The organism is Bacillus sp. FSL K6-0993, from assembly GCF_037977205.1.
Lineage (GTDB): Bacteria > Bacillota > Bacilli > Bacillales > Bacillaceae > Bacillus > Bacillus subtilis.
Map to the genome: position 1 here is coordinate 2,366,994 of NZ_CP150275.1, position 26,072 is coordinate 2,393,065.

Annotated in this window: 27 protein-coding genes; 10 read left to right on the forward strand and 17 right to left on the reverse strand. The window is 44.2% G+C overall.

From position 1 onward, the window contains the following. Window positions 1-9: 9 nt before the first annotated feature. Window positions 10-1,653, reverse strand: a complete 1,644-nt coding sequence (locus MHH79_RS12260; protein WP_100506319.1) for a M20/M25/M40 family metallo-hydrolase — start codon at window positions 1,651-1,653, stop codon at window positions 10-12. Between the two features lie 171 nt (window positions 1,654-1,824). Here MHH79_RS12260 and namA point away from each other — a divergent pair, with 171 nt between their 5' ends. Together namA and MHH79_RS12270 are read left to right on the forward strand one after the other, a co-directional pair. Next, entirely contained in the window at window positions 1,825-2,841 is a 1,017-nt protein-coding gene (namA, locus tag MHH79_RS12265) for an NADPH dehydrogenase NamA (protein ID WP_003230377.1), read from the forward strand. 109 nt (window positions 2,842-2,950) lie between these two features. Next, complete coding sequence (locus MHH79_RS12270; protein ID WP_014477266.1) at window positions 2,951-3,712, forward strand: alpha/beta hydrolase; 762 nt, start codon at window positions 2,951-2,953, stop codon at window positions 3,710-3,712. A 43-nt stretch (window positions 3,713-3,755) separates the two neighbouring features. Here the strand turns inward: MHH79_RS12270 and rpmG are convergent, their stop codons facing one another. Further along, a complete protein-coding gene (rpmG, locus tag MHH79_RS12275; RefSeq protein WP_003226511.1) occupies window positions 3,756-3,905 on the reverse strand; it encodes a 50S ribosomal protein L33 in 150 nt (49 codons plus the stop codon). An 81-nt stretch (window positions 3,906-3,986) separates the two neighbouring features. After that, window positions 3,987-4,910, reverse strand: coding sequence for a ribonuclease Z (gene rnz, locus MHH79_RS12280; RefSeq protein WP_251217688.1), 924 nt, complete (start codon window positions 4,908-4,910; stop codon window positions 3,987-3,989). Between the two features lie 226 nt (window positions 4,911-5,136). Here rnz and zwf point away from each other — a divergent pair, with 226 nt between their 5' ends. Then, window positions 5,137-6,606: a glucose-6-phosphate dehydrogenase gene (zwf, locus tag MHH79_RS12285; RefSeq protein WP_047182847.1), complete on the forward strand. Its 1,470-nt coding sequence runs from the start codon at window positions 5,137-5,139 to the stop codon at window positions 6,604-6,606. Window positions 6,607-6,727: 121 nt separating this feature from the next. Here zwf and gndA read toward each other — a convergent pair whose 3' ends face one another. Together gndA and MHH79_RS12295 are read right to left on the reverse strand one after the other, a co-directional pair. Next, the gene (gene gndA / locus MHH79_RS12290; protein WP_003230365.1) at window positions 6,728-8,137 is read right to left on the reverse strand and encodes an NADP-dependent phosphogluconate dehydrogenase; all 1,410 of its coding nucleotides are present in this window, start codon (window positions 8,135-8,137) and stop codon (window positions 6,728-6,730) included. 109 nt (window positions 8,138-8,246) lie between these two features. Beyond that, window positions 8,247-9,491, reverse strand: a complete 1,245-nt coding sequence (locus MHH79_RS12295; protein WP_063335269.1) for a DNA polymerase IV — start codon at window positions 9,489-9,491, stop codon at window positions 8,247-8,249. 72 nt (window positions 9,492-9,563) lie between these two features. Between MHH79_RS12295 and mifM the strand changes: the two genes are divergently transcribed. The 3 genes from mifM (at window position 9,564) to MHH79_RS12310 (ending at window position 11,621) form a co-directional block, all read left to right on the forward strand. Further along, window positions 9,564-9,851 carry a membrane protein insertion/folding monitor MifM gene (mifM, locus tag MHH79_RS12300; RefSeq protein ID WP_010886563.1) on the forward strand — a complete coding sequence of 96 codons (288 nt, stop codon included), beginning with the start codon at window positions 9,564-9,566 and terminating at the stop codon, window positions 9,849-9,851. Window positions 9,852-9,881: 30 nt separating this feature from the next. Beyond that, window positions 9,882-10,709, forward strand: coding sequence for a membrane protein insertase YidC (locus MHH79_RS12305; protein ID WP_063335270.1), 828 nt, complete (start codon window positions 9,882-9,884; stop codon window positions 10,707-10,709). Between the two features lie 183 nt (window positions 10,710-10,892). Further along, window positions 10,893-11,621, forward strand: coding sequence for a DUF2071 domain-containing protein (locus MHH79_RS12310; RefSeq protein ID WP_340034531.1), 729 nt, complete (start codon window positions 10,893-10,895; stop codon window positions 11,619-11,621). 40 nt (window positions 11,622-11,661) lie between these two features. Here MHH79_RS12310 and MHH79_RS12315 read toward each other — a convergent pair whose 3' ends face one another. The 3 genes from MHH79_RS12315 to mce are packed head-to-tail and all read right to left on the reverse strand — an operon-like array spanning window position 11,662 to window position 14,733. Then, window positions 11,662-12,777 carry a tripeptidase T gene (locus MHH79_RS12315; RefSeq protein ID WP_063335272.1) on the reverse strand — a complete coding sequence of 372 codons (1,116 nt, stop codon included), beginning with the start codon at window positions 12,775-12,777 and terminating at the stop codon, window positions 11,662-11,664. Window positions 12,778-12,794: 17 nt separating this feature from the next. Continuing rightward, a complete protein-coding gene (locus tag MHH79_RS12320) occupies window positions 12,795-14,318 on the reverse strand; it encodes an acyl-CoA carboxylase subunit beta (protein ID WP_251247791.1) in 1,524 nt (507 codons plus the stop codon). Then, on the reverse strand, window positions 14,311-14,733 hold the full coding sequence (mce, locus tag MHH79_RS12325) for a methylmalonyl-CoA epimerase (protein WP_251217687.1): 423 nt from the start codon (window positions 14,731-14,733) through the stop codon (window positions 14,311-14,313). The genes MHH79_RS12320 and mce overlap by 8 nt, the downstream gene beginning before the upstream one ends. 89 nt (window positions 14,734-14,822) lie before the next feature. Between mce and prli42 the strand changes: the two genes are divergently transcribed. Further along, complete coding sequence (gene prli42, locus MHH79_RS12330) at window positions 14,823-14,915, forward strand: stressosome-associated protein Prli42 (protein WP_003226489.1); 93 nt, start codon at window positions 14,823-14,825, stop codon at window positions 14,913-14,915. A gap of 19 nt (window positions 14,916-14,934) precedes the next feature. Here prli42 and MHH79_RS12335 read toward each other — a convergent pair whose 3' ends face one another. The 6 genes from MHH79_RS12335 to brxB form a co-directional block, all read right to left on the reverse strand. Next, window positions 14,935-15,465 carry a L,D-transpeptidase gene (locus tag MHH79_RS12335; protein WP_251217686.1) on the reverse strand — a complete coding sequence of 177 codons (531 nt, stop codon included), beginning with the start codon at window positions 15,463-15,465 and terminating at the stop codon, window positions 14,935-14,937. Window positions 15,466-15,516: 51 nt separating this feature from the next. Next, the gene (locus MHH79_RS12340; protein ID WP_251217685.1) at window positions 15,517-16,485 is read right to left on the reverse strand and encodes an aromatic acid exporter family protein; all 969 of its coding nucleotides are present in this window, start codon (window positions 16,483-16,485) and stop codon (window positions 15,517-15,519) included. Between the two features lie 70 nt (window positions 16,486-16,555). Further along, the gene (artR, locus tag MHH79_RS12345; RefSeq protein WP_004398740.1) at window positions 16,556-17,278 is read right to left on the reverse strand and encodes an arginine ABC transporter ATP-binding protein ArtR; all 723 of its coding nucleotides are present in this window, start codon (window positions 17,276-17,278) and stop codon (window positions 16,556-16,558) included. Further along, complete coding sequence (artQ, locus tag MHH79_RS12350) at window positions 17,271-17,930, reverse strand: arginine ABC transporter permease ArtQ (protein WP_003230340.1); 660 nt, start codon at window positions 17,928-17,930, stop codon at window positions 17,271-17,273. The genes artR and artQ overlap by 8 nt, the downstream gene beginning before the upstream one ends. 80 nt (window positions 17,931-18,010) lie before the next feature. Beyond that, window positions 18,011-18,778 carry an arginine ABC transporter substrate-binding protein ArtP gene (gene artP, locus MHH79_RS12355; RefSeq protein ID WP_003230337.1) on the reverse strand — a complete coding sequence of 256 codons (768 nt, stop codon included), beginning with the start codon at window positions 18,776-18,778 and terminating at the stop codon, window positions 18,011-18,013. Between the two features lie 267 nt (window positions 18,779-19,045). Further along, window positions 19,046-19,483 carry a bacilliredoxin BrxB gene (gene brxB, locus MHH79_RS12360; protein WP_003226477.1) on the reverse strand — a complete coding sequence of 146 codons (438 nt, stop codon included), beginning with the start codon at window positions 19,481-19,483 and terminating at the stop codon, window positions 19,046-19,048. 160 nt (window positions 19,484-19,643) lie between these two features. Between brxB and MHH79_RS12365 the strand changes: the two genes are divergently transcribed. The 3 genes from MHH79_RS12365 to bmrR all read left to right on the forward strand — a co-directional run bounded on the left by MHH79_RS12365 (window position 19,644) and on the right by bmrR (window position 22,716). Continuing rightward, complete coding sequence (locus MHH79_RS12365; protein WP_015483414.1) at window positions 19,644-20,537, forward strand: diacylglycerol kinase family lipid kinase; 894 nt, start codon at window positions 19,644-19,646, stop codon at window positions 20,535-20,537. 100 nt (window positions 20,538-20,637) lie between these two features. Further along, a complete protein-coding gene (bmr, locus tag MHH79_RS12370) occupies window positions 20,638-21,807 on the forward strand; it encodes a multidrug efflux MFS transporter Bmr (RefSeq protein ID WP_100506317.1) in 1,170 nt (389 codons plus the stop codon). A 72-nt stretch (window positions 21,808-21,879) separates the two neighbouring features. Next, entirely contained in the window at window positions 21,880-22,716 is an 837-nt protein-coding gene (bmrR, locus tag MHH79_RS12375; RefSeq protein WP_181219727.1) for a multidrug efflux transcriptional regulator BmrR, read from the forward strand. Window positions 22,717-22,777: 61 nt separating this feature from the next. On the opposite strand, the gene bfmBB is transcribed toward bmrR, so the two are convergent. The 3 genes from bfmBB to bfmBAA are packed head-to-tail and all read right to left on the reverse strand — an operon-like array spanning window position 22,778 to window position 26,064. Beyond that, the gene (gene bfmBB / locus MHH79_RS12380; protein WP_251217683.1) at window positions 22,778-24,052 is read right to left on the reverse strand and encodes a branched-chain alpha-keto dehydrogenase complex dihydrolipoyllysine-residue (2-methylpropanoyl)transferase; all 1,275 of its coding nucleotides are present in this window, start codon (window positions 24,050-24,052) and stop codon (window positions 22,778-22,780) included. A 22-nt stretch (window positions 24,053-24,074) separates the two neighbouring features. Continuing rightward, window positions 24,075-25,058, reverse strand: coding sequence for a 3-methyl-2-oxobutanoate dehydrogenase subunit beta (gene bfmBAB, locus MHH79_RS12385; RefSeq protein WP_004398638.1), 984 nt, complete (start codon window positions 25,056-25,058; stop codon window positions 24,075-24,077). Window positions 25,059-25,071: 13 nt separating this feature from the next. Then, on the reverse strand, window positions 25,072-26,064 hold the full coding sequence (gene bfmBAA, locus MHH79_RS12390; RefSeq protein ID WP_004398565.1) for a 3-methyl-2-oxobutanoate dehydrogenase subunit alpha: 993 nt from the start codon (window positions 26,062-26,064) through the stop codon (window positions 25,072-25,074). Window positions 26,065-26,072 lie beyond the last annotated feature (8 nt).

Here is a 26,072-nt window from a genome sequence, read left to right on the forward strand (position 1 = left end):
TTCTGTTTTTTATTTTTCCCGCAACAGCTGGCCGGCAGATTCTGATTGCTTTAATAGCGCGGAGATCGTAAATGAAAGCAAATCGGGAAGCACTTCAAAGGAATAAGGCATATACAATCTTTCCGTCCATTTATGCGGGTCTTTACCAGCCGGACCGACATTTAAAACCGGGACATATAAAGCCTGATTTTTACCGCTTGGCAATGAATATCCTCTCTTAAAGAGCGGCATATTGCTTGTGTATGCATCAACCTCCTGCTTTTCCAGCTGAAGATAACTCAAGTCCGAAAGTCCGGGGAAGTACTGAACCTCCCGTAATGCAATGCCGTATCGCTCAGCCGCATAATGCTTTAACTGATCTGCTGTATTTCTGATCAATTGATCATCCTTTGAAGAAACAGCTGGATAAAGCGGCGGACTATAAAACAGAACGATGAGCGGCGCATCCTCCTTACAAAGCGAAGCAAGCTCAGAAACAATTTTCGTCGAAAAATCCCTGTCTCCAAGCTCCCCCCTGTTAGCAAAGGCATAATTTAGAGCCCGCTCTGTTTCCGAGATCCCCGCACGCTTTTTTGCACGCGAGACCAGCTCATCAAATGTCAAAACAGTGACGTCCCGCTCAATCGGCTGAAATGGCGCAAATTGTTGAAAATCCTGTGTTTTCTTCCGAACGTTCGACATGATTTTCTCCGCCGCCTGTTCTGCTGTTTTAAGCAGCATCTGATGCAGCTCACTAGCTGAGCGTTTCATTGACAGCACATTAAATAATGTGACAGCTGTATGCGGTGTCTGGACTGAATATGCCTCTTTCAAGTCCTTTTGCATTAAGTTTACCGGCGGCGGAGTGACCTCGCCATCAACCTTTTCGCAATAATCAGCATTCAGTTCAAGCAAACGGTTAATCTCAGATACCATTAAATTTGCGTTTAGGCCTGAAAACGGCTCTCCAACATGTGTCTCAATCCCCTTGCAGAAAAAACCCGCAAGCACCTTGCCAATGCTTCCTGTATAAAAATATTGCTGCTGATCGCCGGGAAATTTTTCAAACATCGGTTCGGCATTCAGGCAAGCGGTTAATGTGATATCATGCTTTTTCTCCATTTCCTTCAATGCAGGAATCGCTTCAATCATGCCTCTAGAATTCACTTCCTCGTCCGGAACCGTTATCAACAGCAGATTGCCCTCAAAATGTCCGTTCATTGCCCTCTCCAGCATCGACAGTTGAACACAAAGCCCCGCTTTCATATCCATCGTCCCTCTTCCGAACAGCCAGTCTCCGCTTTCGGCATCTCTTCTCACACGTTCCGGGAGCAGCTCTTTTTTCTCTAAAAAGGAGCTCAAAAGCTCAGCAGGCTTGCAAGCCATATGTTTAAATTCGCCGTAATCTTCTATGTCAACGACATCAAAATGACTCAGCAGAAGCACTGTCTTTTTGACATTCTTCTTTTTGACTAGAGCCGTAAGAAAAGATCTGCCATCGTCCATCGGATGAAGTGTTACGTCATCAGGGTGCTTTTGAAAATAGGGCTTGTCCTTCAAAATAAAATAAAGATACTCTGCAAGTGCTGCCTCGCCCTTTGAACCGGTGATGCTTTCGTATTGCACAAGAGAAGTTAAAAGTGCCAGCAATTCGTCCTTCGTCTGCCAATTCATTGATTCCGCCCCTCCTATGAATAAAAATGCTTCTATACTGAAAAATAAACTGATTTCTCGTCTATTATACAGAAATGTTTGACAAAAGCGGTTCTTTTGAGCAGTTTATATGACGGGAAAGAAATGACTTGATATAATCAATCTCTAAAAACCTTACGGGAGGCGAAAGAAATGGCCAGAAAATTATTTACACCTATTACAATTAAAGATATGACGTTAAAAAACCGCATTGTCATGTCGCCAATGTGCATGTATTCTTCTCATGAAAAGGACGGAAAATTAACACCGTTCCACATGGCACATTACATATCGCGCGCAATCGGCCAGGTCGGACTGATTATTGTAGAGGCGTCAGCGGTTAACCCTCAAGGACGAATCACTGACCAAGACTTAGGCATTTGGAGCGACGAGCATATTGAAGGCTTTGCAAAACTGACTGAGCAGGTCAAAGAACAAGGTTCAAAAATCGGCATTCAGCTTGCCCATGCCGGACGTAAAGCTGAGCTTGAAGGAGATATCTTCGCTCCATCGGCGATTGCGTTTGACGAACAATCAGCAACACCTGTAGAAATGTCAGCAGAAAAAGTAAAAGAAACAGTTCAGGAGTTCAAGCAAGCGGCTGCCCGCGCAAAAGAAGCCGGCTTTGATGTGATTGAAATTCATGCGGCGCACGGATATTTAATTCATGAATTTTTGTCTCCGCTTTCCAACCATCGCACAGATGAATACGGCGGCTCACCTGAAAACCGCTATCGTTTCTTGAGAGAGATCATTGATGAAGTCAAACAAGTATGGGACGGTCCTTTATTTGTCCGTGTATCTGCTTCTGACTACACTGATAAAGGCTTAGACATTGCCGATCACATCGGTTTTGCAAAATGGATGAAGGAGCAGGGTGTTGACTTAATTGACTGCAGCTCAGGCGCCCTTGTTCACGCAGACATTAACGTATTCCCTGGCTATCAAGTCAGCTTCGCTGAGAAAATCCGTGAACAGGCGGACATGGCTACTGGTGCCGTCGGCATGATTACAGACGGTTCAATGGCTGAAGAAATTCTGCAAAACGGGCGTGCCGACCTCATCTTTATCGGCAGAGAGCTTTTGCGGGATCCATTCTTTGCAAGAACTGCTGCGAAACAGCTCAATACAGAGATTCCGGCCCCTGTTCAATACGAAAGAGGCTGGTAATGCCCATAAGAGATATCCTGTAGAGGATATCTCTTTTTTTATTTTTAGAGAAACGATCGGCTAAGGTTCTCCGTCTCCCTAGTAGAACCAATTAGAGGAGATGACTCCAATGAAATCAGCTTGGATGGAAAAGACATATACAATTGACGGATGTGCGTTTCATACACAGCACCGGAAAGGATCAAGCGGTGTAACGATTGTCTTTGAGGCCGGCTATGGTACTTCTTCTGAGACGTGGAAACCATTAATGGCGGACATTGATGATGAATTTGGCATTTTCACATATGATCGGGCAGGCATAGGAAAAAGCGGGCAAAGCAGAGCTAAACGAACAGCTGATCAACAAGTGAAAGAATTGGAGAGTTTGCTTAAAGCAGCTGATGTAAAACCTCCTTATTTGGCTGTTTCACACTCATACGGAGCTGTCATCACCGGTTTATGGGCCTGCAAAAACAAGTATGATATTATCGGCATGGTCCTTCTTGACCCAGCTTTAGGCGATTGCGCCAGCTTTACCTTTATACCCGAAGAAATGCACAAATCACATACGAGAAAGATGATGCTTGAGGGCACACATGCAGAGTTTTCAAAAAGTCTGCAGGAGCTCAAAAAGCGGCAAGTCCACTTAGGAAACATGCCTCTTCTTGTGTTGTCATCAGGAGAACGGACTGAGAAATTCGCTGCTGAACAGGAGTGGCAAAACTTGCACAGCAGCATATTGTCTCTATCTAACCAAAGCGGCTGGATTCAAGCTAAAAACAGCTCCCACAACATCCATCATGATGAACCTCATATCGTTCACTTGGCTATTTATGACGTATGGTGCGCAGCGTGCCAGCAGGCCGCTCCTCTTTACCAGGCAGTCAATTAACGTAATAAAAGACCGGGCCGTAAGGGATTCCCGGTCTTTTATATTATTTTGTTTCACGGTGAAGGGTATATTTCTTTAAACGCGGTGAATATTTTTTCAGCTCCAAACGGTCTGGATTGGTGCGTTTATTTTTTGTTGTGATGTAATTTCGGTCTCCCGTTTCAGTGCAGGCTAAAGTAACATTTACTCTCATAATTAACATCTCCTTATAAAGCGTAATGATTACGTTTTATTATACAACGTCATCACAAATTGTCAAATAAGAGCTCCGCCTTCAGCCTCGCGGGACGTTTACCTCTAAGAAATCATATGCCGCCACGCTATTGGGGAAAACGTCAACCGCTTCTTTTTGAAGCTCCAAAGAAGCATCTCCCTGATATCTTGCGCTGATATGGGTTAAAATGAGCTGCTTCGCTCTTGCTTCTTTCGCTGTTACAGCCGCTTGTTCCGTTGTACTGTGATAATAATCATAAGCAAGTTTACGGTCTTCCTTAGCAAAGGTTGCTTCATGAACAAGCACATCACAATCCCTCGCAAGCTCTTTTAGTTTGTCACTTACTCTCGTATCACCGGAGAACACAACAGATCTTCCCTTTTTAGGAGGCTCCAGAAAATCATTCCCATTGATGATTCGTCCGTCTTCAAGCGTTACCGTTTCGCCTTTTTTGATTTTCTGATATACAGGTCCGGGCGGGATGTTCATTTCTTTTAATACATCAGCCTTCAAGGAACCCGGTACGTCTTTTTCCTGCACACGGTACCCAAAAGCTTCTACTCCATGAATAACAGCTACCGCTGTGACAATAAACTGGTCGTCTTCAAACACGATTCCTTCTTCAATTTCTTGTATCGCAAGCGGATATGTCAAATGGGTTTTCGTAACGGCAAGGCTTGTTTCAATAAACGCCTTGATCCCTTTAGGTCCGTACACTGTCAGCTGGTCCTCTCCGCCTTGAAAGGAACGGCTCCCCAGAAGCCCCGGAAGTCCGTATACATGATCGCCGTGCATGTGTGTAATAAAGATTTTCTCTATTTTACGAGGTTTAATCGTTGTATGTAAAATTTGATGCTGTGTGGCTTCCCCGCAGTCAAAAAGCCATACCGAACGCCTTTCTTCAAGCAATTTTAATGCCACCGACGTTACATTTCTCGCCTTGGCGGGAATGCCGGCTCCTGTCCCTAAAAAAAGTAATTCCACGTTTCCTTCCTCCTACTAGAACCAGATACCTACAAGAATACAGGATCGAGCGCAAAATGTGAATCTTGCCTCTGAAAAGAACAATCCTTTCGGGCTAGAAACATTTTTTCAGCATTCTGCTTAAAAAAGGGCTTAAATGTTTGCTTTCGTTGAATTTTAGATTTAAAATGAAGGAAATATACGGGGTGTACTAAAATAAAGCTTCGAATAAAGTGAGGTACTTTTAGTGAAAACAAACCAACAACCAAAAGCAGTAATTGTCATATTCGGTGCAACTGGAGATTTAGCAAAACGAAAATTGTATCCGTCTATTCACCGTTTATATCAAAACGGACAAATCGGAGAAGAGTTTGCAGTGGTAGGAGTTGGAAGAAGACCTTGGTCTAATGAGGATCTTCGCCAAACTGTTAAAACATCCATTTCCTCAGCTGCAGATAAGCATATAGATGATTTCACGTCTCATTTTTACTATCACCCGTTTGACGTGACAAACCCTGGCTCTTATCAAGAGCTTAACGTATTGCTTAACCAGCTGGAAGATACATATCAAATTCCTAACAACAGAATGTTCTACTTGGCAATGGCTCCTGAATTCTTCGGAACGATTGCAAAAACATTAAAATCAGAGGGTGTAACAGCTACAACCGGCTGGTCCCGCCTTGTCATCGAAAAACCGTTTGGCCATGATCTGCCAAGCGCACAGGCATTGAATAAAGAAATCCGCGAAGCATTTACGGAAGATCAAATTTACAGAATCGACCATTATCTAGGCAAACAAATGGTTCAGAACATTGAAGTGATTCGATTTGCCAATGCGATTTTCGAACCGCTTTGGACAAACCGCTACATTTCAAACATTCAAATCACATCTAGCGAATCACTAGGCGTTGAAGACCGCGCAAGATATTACGAAAAATCAGGCGCCCTTCGCGACATGGTGCAAAACCACATTATGCAGATGGTTGCCCTTCTTGCAATGGAGCCGCCGATCAAATTGAACACAGAAGAAATCCGCAGCGAAAAAGTGAAGGTGCTAAGAGCACTGCGTCCTATTGCAAAAGACGAAGTGGATGAATACTTTGTGCGCGGACAATATCAAGCCGGTGAAATTGACGGTGTGCCTGTTCCTTCTTATACAGAAGAAGATAATGTCGCTCCTGACTCCAATACAGAAACCTTTGTTGCCGGCAAGCTCTTGATTGACAACTTCAGATGGGCTGGTGTTCCATTCTATATCCGTACCGGAAAACGAATGAAAGAAAAGTCCACAAAAATTGTCGTTCAATTTAAGGACATTCCGATGAACCTGTACTACGGCAATGAAAACAACATGAATCCGAACTTGCTTGTCATTCATATTCAGCCTGACGAAGGCATTACGCTTTACTTAAATGCTAAAAAGCTTGGCGGAGCAGCACACGCGCAGCCAATCAAACTCGATTACTGCAGCAATTGCAATGACGAGTTGAACACCCCTGAAGCATATGAAAAACTAATTCACGACTGTCTTCTTGGCGATGCAACAAACTTTGCACACTGGGATGAAGTTGCCCTTTCTTGGAGCTTTGTCGACTCCATTTCTGAAACATGGGCAGCAAACAAAACCTTATCTCCTAACTACGAATCAGGCTCAATGGGACCAAAAGAATCAGATGATCTTTTGGCGAAAGACGGCTTGCACTGGTGGAATATATAAGTAAGAAAAAAGCCGAAAATGCTCACAAGCATTTTCGGCTTTTTTCAGCTATCACAGAGGTATAGCACTCTTTTTAATAACAAAACCCCCAAAGCTCTAAAGCTTCGGGGGTTTCTATTGATTACTTCATCCATTCAGTATGGAAGATGCCTTCTTTGTCGGTACGCTCATAAGTATGAGCGCCAAAGTAGTCGCGCTGTGCTTGGATTAAGTTTGCAGGCAGTACGGCTGTGCGGTAGCTGTCATAGTAGGCTAATGCGCTTGAGAATGATGGCACCGGCACACCTTGGGCAACTGCAAGTGAAATCACTTGGCGAAGCGCTCCTTGGTAGCTTTCTACAATATTCTTGAAATAGCTGTCAAGAAGCAGGTTGTCAAGCTCAGGCTCACGATCGTAAGCTTCTTTGATCTTCTGAAGGAATGCCGCGCGAATGATGCAGCCACCGCGGAAGATCATAGCGATTTCACCATATTTCAGGTCCCAGTTGTATTCTTCAGAAGCAGCTTTCATTTGGGCAAATCCTTGCGCGTATGAGCAGATTTTACTCATAAACAACGCTTTTCTGACCGCTTCAATCAGCTCTTCTTTATTTTCTGTAACAGGCTTCACTTCTGGTCCTGAAAGAAGTCCGCTTGCTTTCACACGCTCTTCCTTCATAGCTGAGATAAAGCGTGCAAATACAGATTCAGTAATAATCGGAAGCGGAACGCCTAAGTCAAGTGCGCTTTGGCTTGTCCATTTTCCTGTTCCTTTTTGCCCTGCTTTATCAAGAATCACATCAACAAGCGGTTTGCCTGTCTCTTCGTCTTTTTTTGTGAAGATGTCAGCCGTAATCTCAATCAAGTAGCTGTCAAGCTCGCCTTTATTCCATTCAGCGAAAACTTCATGAAGCTCATCAGCAGAAAGGCCCAGCACCTGTTTCAGAATGAAATATGATTCAGAGATCAGCTGCATATCTCCGTATTCAATTCCGTTGTGCACCATTTTTACGTAATGGCCGGCGCCGTCCGGACCGATATATGTCGTACAAGGTTCTCCATCAACTTTTGCAGAAATGGCTTCAAGAATCGGTTTTACAAGCTCATGTGCTTCTTTTTGTCCGCCAGGCATGATAGAAGGTCCTTTAAGCGCTCCTTCTTCTCCGCCGGAAACGCCTGTTCCGATAAAATGAATGCCGCTTTCAGCGAGTTCTTTGTTACGGCGCTGTGTATCTTTATAGTATGTATTACCGCCGTCAATTAAAATATCATCCTTCTCTAGATGAGGAAGAAGAGATTGAATTGTCGCATCTGTTGCAGTTCCCGCTTTAACCATTAATAAGATTTTGCGCGGTGTTTCCAAGGATTGGACAAATTCTTCAATGCTGTATGTGCCAACAACATTTTTTCCTTTTGCCTCCTGTAAAAACTCCTCAGTTTTACTGCTTGATCTGTTGTAAACAGAAACAGAAAATCCCCGGCTTTCGATATTTAAAGCCAGATTTTTACCCATGACCGCAAGTCCGATAACGCCGATTTGTTGTTTTGACATATTCTAACGTCCCTTCTGCAAACGTTTAATCATTTTAAAATTTAAATTAAAATAAAATGATATTTATAATAAAGAAATTACCATACATTCACCCTTTTTTTCAAGCGATTCAGCTTTTTCTTTCATCTTGAAAAAAATCTTTATTAAAGCTTGTTCCCTTTGTTTTGCTCTCCTCTTTTTTTAACGTTGCCCCTTTTCTGATCAGTTTGGTACCGTACTTTTTATTCAGCTTTTCCATCATCTGCTGAATGGGCTCATCCTTCGCATCTTCATTAAAGCTGAACAAATCGAGCTGTTTATAGGCCTGCTCTTTTTCTACTAAATCCGTTCCGGTAATGCCAAGCAGCCTGACAGGATTTTTATTCCAATGTTTAAAAAAGAGGTGCTCCGCTTCTTTCAAAATGTCATTTTTTTGATCAATCGGGTTTCTCAGCGTGGTGCTTCTTGTGATGGTTTTCCAATCCGCATATCTAATCATAATAAAAAGCTTCGAAGCCATGACTTCCTTGCGCTGTAAACGGTCACTCACAGAAGCCGCAAGCTTTCTAAAGATGCCTAACAGCTCTTCTTCATCACTGGAATCATGGGAAAGTGTCGATGAGTTGCCGACGCTTTTAAATTCGTAAATGCGCTCCGGGTCAACCGGCGCATGGTGAATGCCATTTGCTTTATTTTTAAGGCGCGGACCGTTGATGCCAAGCAGGCGCTTCAGCGAGTGTTCATCAGCTGCAGCTAGCTCTCCAATTGTATGGATGCCGAGTCCCTTCAGTTTTTCCGCTGTCTTTTTGCCGACTCCGTGCATTTCTCCAACAGGAAGCGGCCACAGGATATCAGGCACTTGCCTCTTTCTTAAAATCGTGATTCCAAGCGGTTTTTTCATATCAGACGCCATCTTAGCGAGAAATTTATTCGGCGCGATCCCTATGCTTGACGGGAGCAGCAGCTCTTTTTGCAGCCTGCTTTGGATTTCTTTTGCCGTCTCCAGCGCCCGGCTGCTGTATGGTGTATCGGTCATGTCCATATAGCCTTCGTCGATGGAGACAGGCTCCACTAGGTCAGTATATTCACGAAGAATGGTAAACATCGCTCGTGAAGAGTTTCTATAGCGGTCAAAGTTCGGTGGAAGAACGATGAGCTCAGGACAATGGCGCTTCGCTTCCCAAACCGGCATCGTTGTTTTGACGCCGCGCGCTCTTGCTTCGTAGCTGCATGTTACCACAATGCCCTTTCGCTCCTTTACGTTTCCGGCAACTGCGACCGGCTTTCCCCGGAGAGCCGGATCATATGCCATTTCAACCGACGCATAAAAGCTATTCATATCAATATGGAAAATAATTCGGCTCTTTCCCGGCATAAACAAATCTCCTTTTCGTTCATTAGACAACAGCTTGTACATATAGTAAAATGAAGGTATTGAATGGATGTGGTGACAATGTTTGTGGAATCGATAAATGACGTTTTATTCTTAGTCGATTTTTTCACAATTATTCTTCCTGCTCTGACGGCAATCGGGATTGCATTTCTCTTACGGGAGTGCCGTGCGGGCGAGCAATGGAAATCAAAACGAACAGATGAACATCAGACGGTCTTTCACATTAACCGAACAGACTTTCTTATTATTATATATCATCGCATTACAACTTGGATACGTAAAGTCTTCCGCATGAATTCGCCTGTGAACGATGAGGAAGACGCCGGTTCTCTTCTTTTATAAACCGCATTTATAAAAAGGAGGAGAACAAAATTGTTAAAAACATATCAAAAACTTTTGGCTATGGGTATCTTTTTGATCGTATTATGCTCGGGCAATGCTGCATTTGCAGCGACTAATCAGGTGGGGGGCCTCAGCAACGTCGGTTTTTTCCACGATTATTTAATCGAACCGTTTTCCGCTCTGCTTAAGGGTGTTGCCGGGCTGTTTCACGGAGAATACGGACTCTCTATTATCCTCGTAACCATTATTGTGCGTATAGTTGTATTGCCTTTGTTTGTCAATCAGTTCAAAAAACAGCGCATCTTCCAAGAGAAAATGGCCGTTATTAAACCTCAGGTTGACAGTATCCAGGTTAAGTTGAAAAAGACGAAGGACCCTGAAAAACAAAAAGAGCTGCAAATGGAAATGATGAAGCTGTATCAGGAGCATAATATCAACCCGCTTGCGATGGGCTGTCTTCCAATGCTGATTCAGTCTCCGATTATGATTGGGCTTTATTACGCGATTCGCTCAACACCTGAAATTGCGTCACACTCGTTTTTATGGTTCAGTTTAGGGCAATCTGACATTCTCGTGTCTCTTAGTGCGGGAGCAATGTACTTTATCCAGGCCTATATCGCTCAAAAACTGAGCGCGAAATATTCCGCTGTCCCGCAAAACCCTGCGGCACAGCAATCCGCAAAATTGATGGTGTTCATCTTCCCTGTGATGATGACGATTTTCTCGCTTAATGTTCCGGCAGCCCTTCCGCTGTACTGGTTTACAAGCGGACTGTTTTTGACAGTGCAAAACATCGTCCTTCAGATGACGCATCATAAAAGTAAAAAAACAGCTGCTCTTACTGAGCCGGTGAAATAAAAAAGCAACCCCGCGCGAAAAGCCGGGGTTGTTTTTTTTGTTACTTGCAAAGCATACCGCGCCAAACAGTCTTGTTTATCATGGCTGAAGCAGAAATGGCCATCCTAAAAAACAGCCGTATCGTTTAAAAAGAAGGAAATCGGGAATACCTTTACTCACCTCCAACCGAAAGGAGCATATACGTTGACGGAACACTTTCAGCAAAAAAATATTTCTTTACCTGAAGGAATGTGGATTATGAGACAAACCTGGAATGACGTCTTATTTGCCCACTGGCCTGTTGATTTTTCTATCCTTCGCGCTTTGGTACCGTCCGCTTTAGAATTAGATACATATAACGGTCAAGCTTGGATCAGCATGCTTCCCTTTATGCTCACGAACCTAAGGGCGCGTTATCTTCCTGCCATTCCCGGTGCGCGTGCATTTCCTGAGCTTAACCTCCGCACCTATGTCACGTATAAAGGCAAGCCCGGCATTTATTTTTTCAGCTTAGATGCCGATCATCGGCTGGCGGTCCTTGGCGCTCGCACATTCTTTCATCTGCCTTATTTTTACGCGGATATGAAAGCCGAAAAAAACGGTGATGCCATTGACTATGTCAGCAAGCGGAAAGATGACAAAGAAGCAGCATTCCACGCTGCATACCGGCCCATTTCAGCTCCTTTTACAGCAGAAAAGGATTCGCTCGATTACTGGCTGACGGAACGGTATAGACTCTATACTACCAATCAAAACAAACTCTATTACGAAGACATCCATCATCATCCATGGCTGCTGCAAGACGCCGAAGCGGAAATTTCAGTCAATACGGTGACTGATGCTCACGGCATTACATTGCCAGAGTCAGACCCCTTGCTTCATTACGCTAAAAAACAGGATGTGTTGTTTTGGCCGCTTAGGAAATGGAGCTAAAAAAACCCGATGCGGGAAATCGCACTCGGGTTTTCTTTTTTTATTTTGCCGCCTCTTCAATAATGGCAACAACCATTTCTGCCGTTTTAACGAGCTCTTCGATCGGCATTTTTTCATTTTTTGTATGGATTTGCTCATAACCGACAGCAAGATTGACCGTCGGGATGCCATGACCAGCGATTACGTTCGCGTCGCTTCCGCCGCCGCTCGTTTGCAGCTCGCTTGGACGTCCGATTTTAGCAGCCGCTTTTTTCGCGATTTCAACAACTTGGTCGCCGTCTTGATATTTAAAGCCCGGATACATAACCTCAATTTCGACTTCTGCGCGTCCGCCCATATCAGCAGCTGCCTCTTCAAAAGCAGCTTTCATTTTTTGAACCTGAGCTTCCATTTTCTCAGGAACTAAAGAGCGCGCTTCAGCAAGAATATGAACTTCGTCGCACACAATGTTTGTTTGTGTGCCGCCTTCAAACCGGCCGATATTAGCTGTTGTTTCTTCATCGATACGGCCCAATGGCATTTTTGAAATGGCTTTGCTAGCGATTGTAATCGCTGAAATGCCTTTTTCAGGTTCAACCCCGGCGTGAGCGGTTTTCCCGAAAATTGCCGCTCTTACCTTCGCCTGTGTCGGCGCGGCCACAATGATATTTCCGACTTTTCCGTCTGAATCAAGAGCATAGCCGTAGGATGCAGTGATCATAGAACGGTCAAGCGCCTTCGCTCCGATCAGACCCGATTCTTCCCCTACTGTGATGATGAATTCAATCGTGCCGTGTTCAATGTTTTTTTCTTTCAGCACCTTAATCGCCTCAAACATTGCAGCCAGCCCCGCTTTATCATCAGCGCCTAAAATCGTCGTGCCGTCAGTTTTTACGTAACCGTTCTCTACAACTGGTTTTACGCCGTTTCCAGGTACAACTGTGTCCATATGAGATGTAAAATAGATCGTATCTGTTTGTTTTGTCCCTTTTAGCGTGCAAATCAGGTTACCGGCTCCGTGGCCCGTGATATCCATTGTATCGTCTTCTTTAACGTCCACACCTAAATCAGAAAATTTTCGTTTCAGCACTTTGCAGATTTCAGCTTCGTGCTTTGTTTCTGAATCAATTTGGACAAGCTCTAAAAATTCTTCCAGCAGGCGTTTTTCATTCACCATTTGTAAGTCCCTCCATATTAAAGCGGTATGTTACCGTGCTTTTTTTTCGGTCTCTCTTCTGTCTTATGTGCAAGCATATGAAAAGCTTGTATCAGTCTTCCCCTTGATTCTTCCGGCAAAATGATGTCATCGACCATTCCACAAGCGGCCGCTTTGTATGGGCCGGCGTTTTGCTTTTTGTATTCAGCTGTTTTTTCGCGTTTCGTCTTTTGCGGGTCAGCTGAAGCTTTGATTTCCTTTTCATACAAAATCGATGCCGCACCTTCTGGACCCATCACTGCGATTTCAGCATTCGGCCATGCAAACACAAGGTCCGCTCCGATCGCTTTGCTGTTCATGGCCACATAGGCGCCGCCGTACGCTTTTCTAATGATGAGTGTGACTTTTGGGACAGTCGCTTCAGCATAAGCAAACAATAATTTTGCTCCATGCCTGATGATTCCATTGTGCTCTTGCTGAATACCCGGCAGAAACCCTGGGACATCTTCGACAGTCAATAGCGGGATATCAAATGCATCACAAAAACGGATGAACCTTGCTGCTTTATCAGCAGCGTCAATCGTCAGGCTTCCCGCCAGATGCTTCGGCTGGCTCGCCACGATGCCGATTGCTTTTTCACCCAGCCTTGCAAACCCAATGACAATGTTCTTCGCAAAAAATGGCTGAATCTCAAAAAAAGACTGCGGGTCGGCCAGCTCCCTAATCACCTTCCGAACATCATAAGGCTTTGTCGTATCAGCAGGGACAAGATGGTTTAATAACGGTCTGGACGCCTCTTTCTCTGGCTTCGGCTCTGTTGTCCGGCCATTCAGCGGCAAATAAGACAGCAGTTTTCTCACCCCTGTCAGAACCTCCTTCTCCGTATGCCCGGAAAAGTGGGCGTTTCCGCTGACGGCATTATGTATCCCCGCTCCGCCTAAGCTCTCCGCATCAACCTGTTCCCCTGTCACTTTTTCAATCACCTTCGGGCCGGTAATAAACATCCGGCCGGTCTGTTCAGCCATAAATATAAAATCTGTGAGTGCCGGAGAATATACAGCGCCTCCAGCGCACGGCCCTAAAATAACCGATATTTGCGGAATGACTCCGGAATATAAGACGTTTCGGTAAAATATGTGACCGTATCCATCTAATGATACCACACCCTCTTGAATTCTCGCACCACCTGAGTCATTCAGCCCGATAATCGGCGCCTTATTTTTTGCTGCCAGATCCATCAAAGCGCAGATTTTCCTGGCATGGGTTTCGCCAAGCGCCCCTCCGAACACTGTGAAGTCTTGCGCAAATACATAAACTGAGCGGCCGTCAATTGTGCCGCACCCTGTCACGACCCCATCCCCTAACATGCGCTGTTCTCTTGTTAGCACTTGACTTTCCATGAAGGGATGTAATTCGATAAAGCTGTCCTGATCTAGAAGAAATATGATCCTTTCCCGAGCAGTGAGCTTGCCCTTTTGCCGCTGCTGAGCCAGCTTTTCCTGTCCTCCGCCTTCTTCTGCCTGCTTGCGTTTCGTGTATAAATGATCCATGTGCTCATTCATGTTCATTGTGTTGGTCTCCTTTCGGTTCACAAAGCTCTACAAGAACACCGTTTGTTTCCCAAGGGGAAATAAACGCGATCTTTTTCCCATTTGCCCCCTGTCTTGGATACCTGTCAATCAATCGAACATGCCGGTCAGACAATGCTTGAAGCTGTTCAGATAGGCCGTTGCACAAAAACGCAATATGATGCAGTCCCTGCCCTTTCTTCTCCAAAAATAAACGGACGGGGCTGTCAGCTGTCAACGGCTCTATCAGCTCAAGTTTGACGCTACCAGCTTGAAAAAAAGCAACATTCACCTTTTGCTCTTTAACCGTTTCTTGATGAAGAAATGCAAGCCCCAATACATTTTCATAAAAGCTTCTAGCATCTTTTATCGAAAAAACGGCTATCCCGATATGGTCAAGCCTGTTCATTTGCATCCCTGCTTTCGCTAATAGATATCGCTTGTCCACCCATTCAAAACACGCTAAAATATAGACAGATTGTTTAAGGAGTGAAAATCATGTCTCAAAAACTGATGAAAAGCGTTTTGATCGTGATTTTGGGAGTTTTTATTCTTTCAACTGTACTCTCAGGAATCGTCATGTTTTTATAACGATAAAAAAGCAGGCGCCTTATTCATTGGGAATATCCTGCTTTTTTATCAGAGCTTTATGCTCGATGGCAATCTCCTCAAAAGAGCGGTTGTCGTCCGTGATCAGCACTCTCGTTCCTACTGGTATCGTTTGAAACAAATGAACGACCTCATCGTTATGCATACGTATACAGCCGTTAGACACAAATTTTCCTACTGATTCCTCTTGGTTTGTCCCATGAATTCCATAAATCCGCCCGTCCGTTCCTTTCGCGTCAAATCCGATCCATCTGGCCCCAAGCGGGTTGTCAGGAGATCCCCCTTCAATATTTTTCTTTCTGTAGTAAGGATTTTCAGCTTTTACCGTTACCGAAAACTCTCCTTCAGGCGTCAAATCATCTGTTTTTCCAGTCGCCACACTGTACACGCCTTCTACTTTGTTGTCGAGGATAACAGCAAGTTCATTTGTTTGCTTGTTGACAATAACATATGGATCACCCGGCAGCGGATTTTCGCCGAGCGGCCAAATCGGTGAAATCATCATAAAAATCGAACATAAGAAAAAACGCATAAGCTCCTCCTTTTTCATTAGGTTGACCAATGAAGGAAGAGCTCATGCGAATCATCCGAGTGATTTTTGCGCTTTTATTCCTTTAAAATAACTTTTAATCACTAAATATTGTTCCATTTCGCCGAGAAGATGGAAGAGAGCGGCCCTCGCTTCAAATTCCTCTCTAGTCGCCGGAAGCGGCATCTCCTCAAATTCTTTTCTCATGTCAGCAAGTCTTTTCAGAAATTTGTACGCTGTATTCCCAGGGTGTATCGCCTCCCGCAAATCATGAATAAATTCAGCGATCATTTTTCCCTGATCTACCGTAATGGAGATCGATGTCACTTTAGGGAGAAGGCGTTCGATAATTTCAAATTGCTTTTCTCTCATTTTAAAATAATGATAATGCAGATTTTCATAACGCAAAATGTGGTTTTGCACATCTCGATATGCCAGGTTTTTAGCCTCCGTAATGAGCTGGTGCGTTTCCGGAATTTCTTTTCCTGACCAATCTTGCTCACCAGTTAACAAATACCGTTCGATTTCTGCAAAAATGACAGCAAAGTTATCCTCTATCTTTTTGCGGTAGGCAATCAGTTTCCGGTCAAGGCTAGGCATATACAAGTTCATCAATAGAGCGACGCCGATGCCAACCGTAATCAGCTGAACTTCATTCCAGATGAAAGCAAGCGTAATGCCGCCGGACATGTATAAATGAAGGATAATAACGGAACTGGTGACGATACCCTCGTTAATTTTTAACAGAACCGTAATCGGAATGAATATCAAAAGAAGCGCTCCGATAACAAACGGGTGGTAGCCAATAAGCTCGAAAAAGAGATAAGAAAAAACAATTGCCAGACAGCATGCCGCAAAGCGGGCCCATGAGGCCTGAAGCGACCGTTTTTGTGTGATTTGTATGCACAAAATGGTGATGATTCCTGCTGATGCGAAGTTTTGCAAATGCAATAACTGGCTTATATAAATAGCCAAAGCTGTTCCAAACGCGGTCTTTATTGTGCGGTAACCAATTTTAAACATGTCGGACTCCATTTCTATTTGTTTCTTCAATAAAAAAGAAGAGGCGGCCAGCCTTCTTCTTTTTTATATTCTATAATATTTTCTCTAAAAAGTCCTGCGCTCTTTTGGATTTTGGCGACATAAAAAATTCCTTCGGATTGCCGTCTTCGACAATCATTCCTTGGTCCATAAACAGCACACGGTCTGCCACTTCTTTTGCGAAGCCCATTTCATGTGTGACAATCACCATGGTCATGCCGGTTTCGACCAGCTCTTTCATCACCTGTAGCACTTCTTTGACCATCTCCGGATCAAGGGCGGATGTCGGCTCGTCAAACAGCATGATGTCCGGATTCATCGCAAGAGCCCTGGCAATCGCGACACGCTGTTTTTGTCCGCCAGACAAACGGTTTGGATAGTCATTTCGCTTTTCAAACAAACCAACTTTTCGGAGCAGGTCCTCAGCTTTCTCCTGTGCAGCCTGTTTTGATTCTTTTTTTACATTGACAGGCGCGTACATGATGTTTTCGAGAACCGTTTTGTGCGGAAAGAGATGAAAATGCTGAAAAACCATCCCGATGTTTTCCCGGACCTTTAATGTGTTGGTTTTCGGCTTCGTAATCTCTGTGTCTTTTATTGTAATGGTTCCGCCGTTAGGCTTTTCCAACAGGTTTAAACAGCGTAGGAACGTTGATTTACCTGAGCCTGAAGGACCGATCACGGCCACAACCTCACCCTCAGCGATTGTTGTTGAAATGTTTTTTAATACTTCGTGTTTCCCAAATGATTTTGACAGCTTTTCAACCTTAATCATTGGATTTCAGCTTCCTTTCTACAGCCTTGCCGATAAACGTTAAAATCAGGACAAGCACATAATAAATCAATCCCGCGATAATGAGCGGCTCAAGGTAATTGTAAGTGGCGGCGCCAGCTTGATATGCGCGTCTCATGACATCACCAAGCCCGATGACGGTGACGATCGCCGATTCTTTTGTTAACGTAATTAATTCATTCACAATTGCAGGTGATATATTTTTGAAGGCCTGCGGCAGCAGCAGATCCTTCATCATTTTTCCATACGGGACACCGAGTGCAACAGCAGCTTCTTTTTGCCCTTTATCAATGGCATTGATTCCGGCTCTGATAATTTCCGATACATAAGCGGCGGAATTCAAAGACAATGCGACAACCGCAGCCCAAAACTGGTCAATTTGAAATCCGAGCAGCTGAGGAAGGCCAAAATAGACAATCATAAGCTGCAGCACTAAAGGCGTGCCTCGGAACACTGATGTATAAAAATCAGCGATCCAGATAAACGGGCGGAATGTGCTGATCTTGCATAAGCTTAGCACAATACCGAGTATAAGCCCGATAATAGCAGATACAACAACAATTTTTAATGTAATTGCCAAGCCTTCTAATATAAAAGGAATTTGGGGGATCGTTGCTGAAAAATCCAAATTCATAGCCTTTGTCTCCTTTTCTTACAGGAAAAAAGATTTCCTATTCAATAAAAAGACTCAACGAAAAAGTTGAGCCGCTTTTTTTACTTCTCGCCAGTGAACCATTTTTTCTTCAATTTCTCAAGCTCTCCGTTATCTTCCATTTCCTTGAGCGCTTTATTGAATTTGTCTGTCAGTTCACTGTCCTTTCTGAAAGCAATTGCTGAACCGGCTTCTTCCGCTTTTGCATCAGGAATCACAAAGCCTTGCAGGTCATCATTTGATTTGAAATACCCTTCTGCAACAATGTCTTCAATAATCGCGGCATCGAAGCGGTCAGATTTGATTTCCTGCACCAAATCAGAAATTCTGTTGCGGTCTTCTGTTTTAAAACCATATTCCGGAGAAAGCTCTTTCCCCTTCTCTTCCTGAATAGAGCCAAGCTGAACGCCAACTGTTTTTCCTTTCAGGTCTTTCAAAGATTGAATGCCGCTGTCTTTTTTGCTGACAATCATATGGTTCGCTGTATAATACACATCTGAAAAATCAACTTGTTTTTTACGCTCAGGCGTTGGTGTCATTCCTGACAGAACAAGATCCACCTGTTTTGATTTAAGCGCTGTAATTAAGCTGTTGAAGTCCATATCCTGCACTTCAATTTCATAGCCTGCCTTCTTCGCCAGAGCTTTTGCCAACTCTACATCAAAGCCGACAATATTATCGCCTTCTTTATATTCAAACGGTTTGTAATCCGCCGAAGTACCCATAATTAATTTTTTCTTGCCGCCTTCTGATCCTGAATTGCTTGAGCCGCAAGCAGATAATGCAAAGGTAATGCAGGCAGCTACAAGTAATAAGAGCCATTTTTTCATGATCCATTTCCCCCATATTCATTACTTTTGGTGTATTTGAATATTTATTCGTTAATTTGTATTTTAAACAGTTTCTTATTTTTATGCAATACTATTTTTAAAAATTATCTTCAAGCTTATCTTTCCAGTGATCTCTTTTTGAAATTACTAGATAAAAATAAAATCACTGTACAATCCGATTGAATAATCCTTTAATATTTATTCATATACCCTTGGAAATTTATGCACAAAAAAACCCGGGCCGCTTGGGCATCCGGGTTGTTCGTCTTATACTTCTTCACAATATTCTTCAAAGGCTTCCTGCAGCTTTGCCACTACGGCCATCGGCTCGTGGCCTTCAATTTCATGGCGCTCTACCATTTTCATGATCTTTCCGTCTTTCAAAATCGCAAAGGACGGAGAAGATGGCGGATAACCTTCAAAATAGTCACGCGCACGCGCTGTCGCTTCTTTATCCTGTCCGGCAAAAACGGTGACGAGCTGATCAGGTCTTTTATCATAGTGAACGGAATGGTAGGCTGCCGGTCTTGCAATTCCTCCGGCGCATCCGCAAACAGAGTTTACCATGACGAGCGTCGTTCCTTTTTTCGTAAGTGCCTCATCCACCTCTTCGGCTGTTTTAAGCTCGGTGTATCCGGCAGCTGTTATTTCTTGTCTCGCTTGGCGGACAATATCATTCATAAATAAATTAAAGTCCATGTTCAATGAAGACCTCTCCTTTTTCATCATCTGTTCTTATGATAGCAAGGAAACGTCCATATCGGCAAATGACTTTGCTTCGCCGTGCACTTTTTTTGCTCTTCGTTTACTGCTTACAGAAAAAGGGGATTATATAACCAGAAGTAAAATAAAGGAGCAGTTGTATATGAGCCACCGGAAAGCGTTACTGATTCATAACGGAAATGCCGGCAACAAAAATATAGAAAAAGCACTTGGTGCTGTGGTGCCGGTTTTATCTCACCATTTAGATGAGGTGATTATTAAGCAGACAAAGAAAAAGGATGATGCGTATCATTTTTGCCAATCCATTGATGATTCTGTCGACACCGTCTTCATTCTCGGCGGCGACGGCACGATCCATCAATGCATAAATGCTATCAGCGCTCTAGAAAGAAAACCCGCGGTCGGAATTTTGCCCGGCGGCACGTGCAATGACTTTTCAAGAGTGCTTGGCATCCCTCAAAATCTTGCAAAGGCTGCGGAAGCACTTATGTCAGGAAAAAAAACCAGCGTAGACGTATGTCAGATGAATGACCGTTATTTTTTGAATTTCTGGGGGATCGGCTTAATTGCAGAAACGTCGAATCAAATCAACGAAACGGAAAAAGCATTATTGGGAAAAATCAGCTATTTTACAAGTGCCTTGCGAACCGTCTCATCCGCTGCATCGTTTCCGATGACATTAAAAATTGATGGAGAAGAAATTAAAGAAGAAGCCGTTATGCTGCTTGTGATGAATGGCCAATACATTGGAACGAATCGAATTCCTCTGCCCGATGCCAGTATTGAAGACGGCTTACTTGATGTTCTCATATGCCGCAACACCAACCTCACCGCGCTGCGGGAGCTGATGAGCATGGAACAGGGCTCAATTGATCGTTTTACCGGAGAGCTGTCCTATGTCCAGGCCTCCCGTATCGAGATTGAAACAGACACTGCCAAAAAGGCGGATATGGATGGAGAAGTTTATACACATACACCCGCAGTCATTCAGGTCCTGCCGCAGCATATCGACATGCTTGTTCCCGCAAATGAATAACTGTCATAAGGCTTTAGAAAGATTTTGCAAATCCGTTGACTCTCCCCTAGGAGGAGGTCTTACAGTATAAGGGATACACACTTGAAAAAGGGGAAGTCATATGGAGAAGAAAAATATTACCTTAACTATATTATTAACCAATTTATTTATTGCTTTTTTGGGGATCGGGCTTGTGATTCCAGTAACGCCGACCATTATGAATGAATTGCATTTATCGGGGACCGCGGTCGGCTATATGGTTGCCTGTTTCGCTATTACACAGCTCATTGTCTCACCAATAGCCGGACGATGGGTTGATCGCTTCGGGCGCAAGATCATGATCGTAATCGGCCTGTTGTTCTTTAGTGTGTCGGAGTTTTTATTCGGCATTGGAAAAACAGTTGAGATGTTATTTATCTCCCGTATGCTGGGCGGTATCAGCGCAGCCTTCATTATGCCTGGGGTCACGGCTTTTATTGCAGATATCACGACCATTAAAACACGGCCAAAAGCGCTCGGTTATATGTCAGCCGCTATTTCAACAGGATTTATTATCGGCCCCGGCATCGGGGGATTTTTAGCAGAAGTCCATTCCCGGCTGCCTTTTTTCTTTGCGGCAGCTTTTGCACTGATAGCAGCCATTTTATCAATCCTCACGCTGCGCGAGCCGGGACGAAACCCTGAAAACCAGGAAATAAAAGGGCAGAAGACAGGCTTTAAACGGATTTTTGCCCCCATGTATTTCATAGCTTTTATCATTATCTTGATTTCGTCTTTTGGTTTAGCATCATTTGAATCTTTATTTGCATTATTCGTGGATCATAAATTCGGTTTTACGGCCAGCGACATTGCCATTATGATTACAGGAGGAGCGATTGTTGGCGCCATTACGCAAGTCGTCTTATTCGACCGCTTCACAAGATGGTTTGGCGAAATCCATTTAATTCGGTACAGCTTAATTCTCTCGACGAGTCTGGTATTCTTGCTGACAACGGTACATTCATATGTTGCGATTCTGCTGGTTACAGTAACCGTATTTGTCGGATTTGATCTCATGCGGCCTGCGGTAACGACTTACCTGTCAAAGATTGCGGGAAATGAGCAGGGGTTTGCCGGCGGTATGAATTCAATGTTTACAAGTATCGGCAATGTATTCGGGCCAATTATCGGCGGAATGCTGTTCGATATTGATGTAAACTATCCCTTCTACTTTGCAACGGTCACCTTAGCCATAGGGATTGCACTGACCATTGCTTGGAAAGCGCCTGCACATCTTAAAGCCAGCACGTGATAAGAAGCGCATTCTTTGTGTACTGCAAAGAACGCGCTTCTTCTTTATACTGAGGATAGAAGGAGTGATGGCATGAAGGAATCGTATTACTCAATTGGGGAAGTTTCAAAACTGGCAAACGTGTCGATTAAAGCGCTCCGTTATTACGATAAAATTGATTTATTTAAACCAGCCTACGTCGACCCGGATACCAGCTACCGCTATTATACAGATTCTCAGCTCATTCATCTGGATTTGATCAAATCATTGAAATATATCGGCACACCTTTAGAGGAAATGAAAAAAGCACAGGACTTAGAGATGGAAGAACTGTTTGCTTTTTATACCGAGCAGGAGAGGCAAATCAGGGAGAAATTAGACTTTTTATCAGCACTGGAGCAAACCATTTCATTGGTGAAAAAGCGGATGAAACGGCAGATGGAATATCCCGCGCTCGGTGAGGTGTTTGTTTTAGATGAAGAAGAAATACGGATCATTCAGACAGAGGCAGAAGGAATCGGGCCTGAAAACGTGCTCAACGCCTCCTACAGCAAATTAAAAAAATTTATCGAGTCAGCAGATGGATTTACGAACAATAGCTACGGCGCTACTTTCTCTTTTCAGCCCTACACCAGCATTGATGAAATGACTTACCGTCATATTTTCACGCCTGTATTGACGAATAAACAGATTTCATCAATTACGCCGGATATGGAAATCACAACGATCCCTAAAGGGAGGTATGCGTGTATCGCGTATAATTTTTCGCCTGAACATTATTTTCTCAACTTACAGAAGCTTATCAAATATATCGCGGACCGCCAATTACCAGTAGTCAGTGATGTATACGAGTTAATCATACCGATTCATTACTCCCCGAAAAAACAAGAAGAATATCGGGTCGAAATGAAAATACGAATCGCTGAATAATACAGCATAGAAAAAGAGCATTTTCTGAAACAAAACTTCAAAAAATGCTCTTTTTGCTTATTTAGTAAACAGATGTCTTCTCGTCAATCGATTCTAAAATTTGTTTCACACGTCCCAGGAATCGTCCGCACACGAGACCGTCAAGCACTCTGTGATCTAAGGACAGACACAGATTAACCATGTCTCTGACAGCAATCATGCCATTCTCCATGACAACCGGGCGTTTGACGATGGATTCTACTTGAAGAATCGCAGCCTGAGGGTAGTTGATAATGCCCATCGACTGAACAGAGCCGAACGAACCTGTGTTGTTGACGGTAAACGTGCCTCCCTGCATGTCATCTGCAGTGAGTTTTCCGTCTCTTACTTTTTTAGCTAGGCCGGTAATGTCTTTCGCAATGCCTTTAATTGTTTTTTCATCAGCGTTTTTAATCACCGGAACAAATAAAGAATCCTCTGTGGCAACTGCAATTGAAATATTGATATCCTTTTTCTGAATAATTTTGTCCCCCGCCCACATGCTATTCATTTGCGGGAATTCTTTTAACGCCTGAGCGACCGCTTTTACAAAAAAGGCGAAGAACGTTAAATTAAAGCCTTCTGTCTTCTTAAAGGAATCTTTTATACTATTGCGATATGCAACCATATTTGTGACGTCGACTTCCATCATCGTCCAAGCATGCGGAATTTCTGTTTTGCTGCGTTTCATATTGGAAGCAATTGCTTTTCTTACACCTGTGACAGGGATTTCTTTATCACCGGCTGCAGACGCAGGATATGACGTCTCTTCTTTTGGCTCAGGTTTTGATGCAGACTTCGGTGCAGGAGCTGCTGTTTTCGGCTCCTCAGGATTCTGTTCTTGCACGCCGCCTGTTTCAATTAAGCGCTGAATGTCTTTTCGTGTGATGCGCCCGCCGGCACCTGTTCCTGTTACTTGTTCAAGATCAATGCCATGCTCTCCGGCCAAACGGAGTACAGCTGGCGAGTAGCGCTTTTTATTGGGCTGATCAGCTGCTTCGGCACTTTTTGCAGCAGGCGTCTCAGCGGCTTTTGAAGCAGCTGGCTGTTCTTGTTTTTGTTCAGCCGGATTCGCGCCTTCTGTTTCAATTTTGCAAATCACTTCTCCGACTTGCAGGGTTTGGCCTTCTTCTCCCACAAGCTCTGTTATCGTACCAGTAAAAGAAGACGGAACCTCTGCATTTACCTTATCTGTCATGACTTCCGCGATTGGATCGTATTTGTTCACTTTATCACCGGGGGCGACAAGCCATTTGCTGATCGTCCCCTCTGTTACGCTTTCTCCAAGCTTCGGCATCGTCATTTGTTCAATTGCCATGATTGTATCCTCCCTTACGTCTTTAAAACTCCGCTAATTCTCTCATCGCCGCTTCCACTTTATCAGGGTTGACCATAAAGTATTTTTCCATTGTCGGCGCATAAGGCATAGCCGGAATATCAGGACCTGCAAGCCGTTTGATCGGCGCGTCTAAGTCGAACAGACAATGCTCGGATATAATTGCGGCTACTTCGCTCATGATGCTGCCTTCTTTTGTATCTTCTGTAACCAAAAGAACCTTTCCAGTTTTGGACGCAGCTTCGATGATGGCTTCTTTATCAAGCGGGTAAACTGTTCTTAAATCCACCACATGCGCTGAAATGCCATCTTTTTCGAGACGTTCTGCAGCCTGTAAGGCGAAGTGGACACACAGGCCGTATGTGATCACTGTGATGTCGTCGCCTTCCCGTTTTACGTCAGCCTTGCCGATTGGCAGGACATAATCATCAGCCGGAACCTCTCCCTTTATCAGACGGTACGCCCGCTTGTGCTCAAAAAACAGCACTGGGTCTTCGTCACGAACTGCGGCTTTTAATAGACCCTTGGCGTCATATGGTGTTGATGGCATGACAATTTTCAGTCCGGGCTGGTTGGCGAAAATTGCTTCGACTGATTGAGAATGATACAGGGCTCCGTGCACGCCTCCGCCGTATGGCGCTCTGACGACAATCGGACAGCTCCAGTCATTGTTGCTGCGGTAGCGGATTTTAGCCGCCTCAGAAATAATTTGGTTGACTGCCGGCATAATGAAATCAGCAAACTGCATTTCAGCAATCGGTCTCATTCCGTACATTGCCGCTCCGATACCGACTCCTGCGATCGCAGATTCAGCAAGCGGCGTATCCATAACGCGCTCTTCCCCAAATTGTTCATAGAGTCCGGCTGTTGCTTTAAACACACCGCCTTTTCTTCCTACATCTTCCCCAAGGACGAAAACGCGAGAATCTCGTTCCATTTCTTCTTTCATCGCCAAATTGATTGCATCAATATATGACATTACTGACATTTGTTCTTCCTCCCTACTTCGCATACACATAATCAAGCGCTGACTCAGGAGCTGCATAAGGGGCGTTCTCCGCTTCATCCGTCGCTTCATTTACGATTGCCATAATTTCATCCAGCATGGTTTGTTCTATCTCATCGGACAGCAGGCCTGTTTCCTTTAAGTAAGCTTGATAAGTAAGCAGGGGATCACTTTTTTTCGCTTCCTCTACTTCTTCACGGCCTCTATAGCTGCTGTCATCGTCATCACTGGAATGTGGTGTAAGGCGGTAAGAAATCGTTTCAATTAATGTCGGGCCTTCTCCTCTGCGCGCCCTTTCGCGTGCTTCTTTAACCGCTTGATAAACTTCCAGCGGATCATTTCCATTCACAGTTACGCCAGGCATCCCATAGCCTATGGCACGGTCGGAAATGTTCTCACATGCGACTTGCTTATCGTAAGGCACTGAGATTGCGTATTTGTTGTTTTCACACATGAAAATAACCGGCAGCTTATGGACAGCGGCAAAGTTCGCCCCTTCATGGAAATCGCCTTGGTTTGAAGACCCTTCCCCGAATGTAACAAAGGCTGCGATATCCTTTTTCTCCATACGTCCCGCAAGCGCAATACCGACTGCGTGCGGCACTTGCGTTGTAACCGGAGATGATCCCGTCACAATGCGGTTTTTCTTTTGTCCGAAATGCCCCGGCATCTGGCGGCCTCCTGAGTTCGGATCTGCTGCTTTTGCAAACCCGGACATCATTAAGTCCTTTGCTGTCATGCCAAACGCGAGCACGACACCCATGTCTCTGTAGTACGGCAATACATAATCCATTTCACGGTCAAGTGCGAAAGCCGCTCCTACCTGTGCTGCTTCCTGCCCTTGACAAGAGATTACAAATGGAATTTTGCCAGAACGGTTTAACAGCCACATTCTTTCATCGATTTTTCTTGCTAACAGCATGGTTCTATACATATCAACGGCTTCCTGATCAGTCAGCCCTAGTGCTTGATGTCGGTTTGTACTCATTCAAGCCC

Coding starts and splice junctions, on each gene's coding strand:
- MHH79_RS12260 (WP_100506319.1), bottom strand. CDS start 1,653: ATGAATTGGCAGACGAAGGACGAATTGCTGGCACTTTTAACTTCTCTT.
- namA (WP_003230377.1), top strand. CDS start 1,825: ATGGCCAGAAAATTATTTACACCTATTACAATTAAAGATATGACGTTA.
- MHH79_RS12270 (WP_014477266.1), top strand. CDS start 2,951: ATGAAATCAGCTTGGATGGAAAAGACATATACAATTGACGGATGTGCG.
- rpmG (WP_003226511.1), bottom strand. CDS start 3,905: ATGAGAGTAAATGTTACTTTAGCCTGCACTGAAACGGGAGACCGAAAT.
- gndA (WP_003230365.1), bottom strand. CDS start 8,137: ATGTCAAAACAACAAATCGGCGTTATCGGACTTGCGGTCATGGGTAAA.
- MHH79_RS12295 (WP_063335269.1), bottom strand. CDS start 9,491: ATGCCGGGAAAGAGCCGAATTATTTTCCATATTGATATGAATAGCTTT.
- MHH79_RS12315 (WP_063335272.1), bottom strand. CDS start 12,777: ATGGTGAATGAAAAACGCCTGCTGGAAGAATTTTTAGAGCTTGTCCAA.
- MHH79_RS12320 (WP_251247791.1), bottom strand. CDS start 14,318: ATGAATGAGCACATGGATCATTTATACACGAAACGCAAGCAGGCAGAA.
- mce (WP_251217687.1), bottom strand. CDS start 14,733: ATGAACAGGCTTGACCATATCGGGATAGCCGTTTTTTCGATAAAAGAT.
- prli42 (WP_003226489.1), top strand. CDS start 14,823: ATGTCTCAAAAACTGATGAAAAGCGTTTTGATCGTGATTTTGGGAGTT.
- MHH79_RS12335 (WP_251217686.1), bottom strand. CDS start 15,465: ATGCGTTTTTTCTTATGTTCGATTTTTATGATGATTTCACCGATTTGG.
- MHH79_RS12340 (WP_251217685.1), bottom strand. CDS start 16,485: ATGTTTAAAATTGGTTACCGCACAATAAAGACCGCGTTTGGAACAGCT.
- artR (WP_004398740.1), bottom strand. CDS start 17,278: ATGATTAAGGTTGAAAAGCTGTCAAAATCATTTGGGAAACACGAAGTA.
- artQ (WP_003230340.1), bottom strand. CDS start 17,930: ATGAATTTGGATTTTTCAGCAACGATCCCCCAAATTCCTTTTATATTA.
- artP (WP_003230337.1), bottom strand. CDS start 18,778: ATGAAAAAATGGCTCTTATTACTTGTAGCTGCCTGCATTACCTTTGCA.
- MHH79_RS12365 (WP_015483414.1), top strand. CDS start 19,644: ATGAGCCACCGGAAAGCGTTACTGATTCATAACGGAAATGCCGGCAAC.
- bmr (WP_100506317.1), top strand. CDS start 20,638: ATGGAGAAGAAAAATATTACCTTAACTATATTATTAACCAATTTATTT.
- bmrR (WP_181219727.1), top strand. CDS start 21,880: ATGAAGGAATCGTATTACTCAATTGGGGAAGTTTCAAAACTGGCAAAC.
- bfmBB (WP_251217683.1), bottom strand. CDS start 24,052: ATGGCAATTGAACAAATGACGATGCCGAAGCTTGGAGAAAGCGTAACA.
- bfmBAB (WP_004398638.1), bottom strand. CDS start 25,058: ATGTCAGTAATGTCATATATTGATGCAATCAATTTGGCGATGAAAGAA.
- bfmBAA (WP_004398565.1), bottom strand. CDS start 26,064: ATGAGTACAAACCGACATCAAGCACTAGGGCTGACTGATCAGGAAGCC.